At 66.4% G+C, this 2,798-nt stretch carries 3 protein-coding genes and 1 pseudogene; 1 reads left to right on the top strand and 3 read right to left on the bottom strand.

Annotated elements, in window-relative coordinates; all coding sequences use genetic code 11:
- The coding region (locus Q0W90_RS24065; RefSeq protein WP_297777137.1) for a tyrosine-protein phosphatase at positions 1–120 on the top strand (120 nt) is incomplete at its 5' end.
- A gap of 14 nt (positions 121–134) precedes the next feature.
- Here Q0W90_RS24065 and Q0W90_RS24060 read toward each other — a convergent pair.
- The 3 genes and pseudogenes from Q0W90_RS24060 to Q0W90_RS24050 all read right to left on the bottom strand — a co-directional run.
- On the bottom strand, positions 135–998 hold the full coding sequence (locus Q0W90_RS24060; protein ID WP_297593408.1) for an SDR family oxidoreductase: 864 nt from the start codon (positions 996–998) through the stop codon (positions 135–137).
- Between the two features lie 56 nt (positions 999–1,054).
- Positions 1,055–2,488 carry an aldehyde dehydrogenase family protein gene (locus tag Q0W90_RS24055; RefSeq protein WP_297593410.1) on the bottom strand — a complete coding sequence of 478 codons (1,434 nt, stop codon included), beginning with the start codon at positions 2,486–2,488 and terminating at the stop codon, positions 1,055–1,057.
- 106 nt (positions 2,489–2,594) lie between these two features.
- Positions 2,595–2,798 (bottom strand): annotated as a pseudogene (locus Q0W90_RS24050) (LytR family transcriptional regulator); the annotation flags it as partial.

The following is a 2,798-nucleotide window of genomic DNA, read 5'->3' as shown; positions in this document are numbered from 1 at the left end:
TACCTGGACGCGGCACGCCACACCATCGACCAGGAATTCGGGTCACTGGATGCGTATCTGCGCGATGCCGGTGTCACCGAAGCTGAGGTGGACCGGCTCCGCGCAGAGCTCCTGGCCTGAGTCGCCGGCCGGGCTCAGCCCAGCTTGAAGTCGGCCTGCTTGGCCGCGGACAGATCGGTGATCTGGCCCCACTTGGCGGCGATGTCTTCGACCGACGGCACGCTGTCGAAGGTGATGCCGGCGTTCTGGAACAGCGCGGTGCGCTGCACCTTGCCGCCGCCGACGATGAACACCGAGTCGGTGTCGGTCAACTCCTCGGTCATCAGGTAGGCCACCACCGGGGCGACGTACTCCGGGGTGAGCTTCTCGAAGACCTCCGGCGGCAGGATGTCCTGCGTCATCCGGGTGGCGGCGATGGGCGCGACCGCGTTGGTCTTGATGTTGTACTTGGCCCCCTCCTGGGCCAGCGTGTTGATCAGGCCGACCAGGCCGAGTTTGGCGGCGCCGTAGTTGGCCTGCCCGAAGTTGCCGAACAGCCCGCTGGTGGAGGTGGCGACGACGACACGGCCGAAGCTCTGCTCACGGAAGTGCGGCCATGCGGCGCGGATAACGTTGTATCCACCGTAGAGGTGCACCTTGAGCACGGCGTCCCAGTTCTCGAAGGACATCTTGTGGAACGTGCCGTCGCGCAGAATGCCCGCGTTGCTCACCACACCGTCGACCTTGCCGAATTCGTCGAGCGCGGTCTTGACCATGTTCTCGGCGCCCTCGGGTTCGGCGACGCTGTCGTAGTTGGCGACCGCCCGGCCGCCCGCGTCCTTGATCTGCTTGACCACCTCGTCAGCCATGTTGTGGCCGGCGCCGGTGCCGTCGCGGGCACCGCCGAGGTCGTTGACGACGACGCTGGCACCCTCCCTGGCGAGGGTCAGGGCGTACTCACGGCCCAGCCCCCCACCGGCTCCGGTGACGATGACGACGCGATCCTGCACTCCGGGCATAAGGTTCCTCTCTGCTATGAAAATCTCTGTCTAGCAACTGGTTCGGCGAAACCGGGTCAGAACATCCGGCGGGCCATCTTGAAGGCCCGCTCGGTGTATGGAGGGTAGATGAAGCTCGACAGGTCGGGTCGAGTGGGTTTGGTCAAGACCGCCTTGCGGTGGCTGAACTCTTCGAAACCCCACCTGCCGTGGTAGGCACCCATGCCCGACGCGCCGACCCCACCGAAGGGCAGCTTGGCCGTCGACACCTGGAAGGCGACGTGGTTGACGAGCATGCCGCCCGCCGGCACCTCCTTGATCACCCGCTCGCGGGTCTCGCGGCGTTTGGTGAACAGGTACGCCGACAGCGGCTTGGGCCGTGAGTTTACGAAACGTATTGCGTCATCCAGGTTTTGGACGGTGATCACCGGCAGGACCGGACCGAAGATCTCGTTCTGCATCAGCGGCCCGTCCGGGGCGGGGTCCACCACCACGGCGGGCTGGATGCGCAGCGTCGACGCGTCGCAGGCCCCGCCGACGGTGACCTTGCCGTCCGCTCCGGAAAGGTAGCCACTGATCCGATCGAACTGCCGCTGGTTGATCACCCGCATGCCGTCCGGCTTGTCGGAGGTGAACTTCGTGATGGCGGCACCGATCTTGTTCACCAGCTCGTCGCGAATCGACGCGTCCGCCAACACGTAATCGGGTGCGACGCAAGTCTGTCCGGCGTTGAGCAGCTTCATCCAGGCGATTCGCTTGGCCGCCACGTCCACGTCGGCGTCCGCCGCGACGATGACCGGGCTCTTTCCACCGAGTTCGAGGGTGCAGGGGGTCAGGTGCGGTGCCGCACCCTCGTAGACCTTGCGGCCGATCTCGGTGCCGCCGGTGAACATCACGCGGTCCAGGCCCTGGGCGATGAGCTCCTGGCTCGTGGCACCATCGCCCTCGATCACCGCGATGGCGTCGTTGTCGAGATACTTGGGCACCAGTTCGGCCATCACGCGCGAGGACGCGGCCGCGATCTCCGACGGCTTGAGGATCACGGTGTTCCCGGCGGCGATCGCTCCGACGGCGGGCCCCAGCGTGAGGTAGAAGGGGTAGTTCCAGGCGCCGATGATCAGCACGGTGCCGTAGGGCTCGTATTCCACCCAGCCGCGGCCGGGCAGCTGCGGCAGCTCCAGCAGTCGATACTTGCGTCGCGTCCACTTGCGCACCCGTTTGGCCGCGTACTTGGCCTCACCCACGGTGGTGGCGATGTCGGCGATGTAGGACTCAAAGGGGCTGCGATCCAGGTCTTCGGCGAGCGCGGCGGCCAGCGCGGCCTCGTTCTCCTCCATCAGCTTCTGCAGTTGCACCAACTGCCTCTTGCGCCATTCGATGTCGCGGGTGCGTCCGGTGGCGAAGGTCTTACGAAGACGCGCAACCGTGGCGGGGATGTCGACCGGTGCGGTCCCGTTCGTGGAGTCCTTGGTGGGCGATGTCTTCGATGCAACCGATTCGGTGGTCATCATTGTCCTTCCCGAGCAGAGTCCCGCCGCGTGGCGGCCGCTCATCGGTGATAACCGCGATACTAACCATCCGGTTGGGAGAGCCGTAGAAAGGATCCGGCCCGAGCGGTTACTTGACGCAGGGGACGCTCGACGCCGTCATCTGGCTGAGGTTGGTCGGTGCCGGAGCGCGGTCGCCGGTCCCAGTGGCGGCGACGGCACTCACCTGCCCGGACGCCGACGAGCCGCCGGCCGCGTCGGGGTTGGCGAGATAGTCGGCCGCGGGAAACCGCGCTCCCACGGTCAGCCGAACGGTTCCGGAGGCCACGGTGTC

The organism is Mycobacterium sp., assembly GCF_025933915.1.
Lineage (GTDB): Bacteria > Actinomycetota > Actinomycetes > Mycobacteriales > Mycobacteriaceae > Mycobacterium.
The sequence above is the reverse complement of the archived record's forward strand: the minus strand, read 5'-3'. Positions and strand labels throughout refer to the sequence as shown.